The organism is Kaistia terrae (assembly GCF_026344005.1).
In the GTDB taxonomy this organism is placed as follows: domain Bacteria; phylum Pseudomonadota; class Alphaproteobacteria; order Rhizobiales; family Kaistiaceae; genus Kaistia; species Kaistia terrae.
Window position 1 is genome coordinate 1 of the sequence record NZ_JAPKNH010000034.1, and the last position, 747, is coordinate 747.

Consider the following 747-nt stretch of genomic DNA (forward strand, 5'->3'; position numbering starts at 1 on the left):
GAGGCGGTTGTATCCCGGCTCAGGGATGACAAGCGTATGCCGCTCGACGACATCCGCGAAATCATTGCCGACGCCAAGGAGCAGGATAAGGCGGCCCGCGCCGACGCGAAGAAGACTGCAGAGCAACGTGCAAAAGAGGCCCAATCCAAGGCGCGGCGCGAGGCGCGACAGCGGGCCGCCGCCATCGACTGGAATGCTGAGACCGAAGCCAGGACGACCGCGAGGGCCAAGGCGGCCGAACTGATCGTGGCCAGGCTGAGCCAAGACGATATCGGCGAACTGCTAACGCTGCTGGAGGCCGGCGGCGGCCTCTATCACAGCGACATCCGGCAGACCATCAAAGCCCAAGCCGAAGCAGTCGTGGCCCAACCGTCGCCACAGGCGGACGCGCGGGCCATCGTGGCGGTGTTCGAGGAACAGTTCTGGCCGGCCTATCCTCGCAAGGACGACAAGGGCCGCGCCCGTAAAGCCTTTCTGGCCGTCATCAAGGCGAAAAAGGCAACCGTTTCCGATTTGGTGGCTGGCGCGATGAGCTATGCCGCCGAGCGTCAAGGCGAAGATCCGAAATACACCAAGCAGCCCGCGACCTGGCTCAACGCTGAGGCTTGGCTGAACGCTGCGCCGCCAGCAGCCCCAACCGCCGGTCGTATGCAGGGCGGACAGACGCAATCCCGCAGCCAGTCGGCGATGGCCGGCATTCTCAGCTACGGCATGACCCAGGAGGCGCCCTATGTCGACCGCCCTGTC

1 pseudogene is annotated in these 747 nt (G+C 65.1%); it reads left to right on the plus strand.

The features are described 5' to 3' along the window. Positions 1 to 36 precede the first annotated feature (36 nt). Positions 37 to 747, plus strand: a pseudogene (locus OSH12_RS26190) (hypothetical protein); the annotation flags it as partial.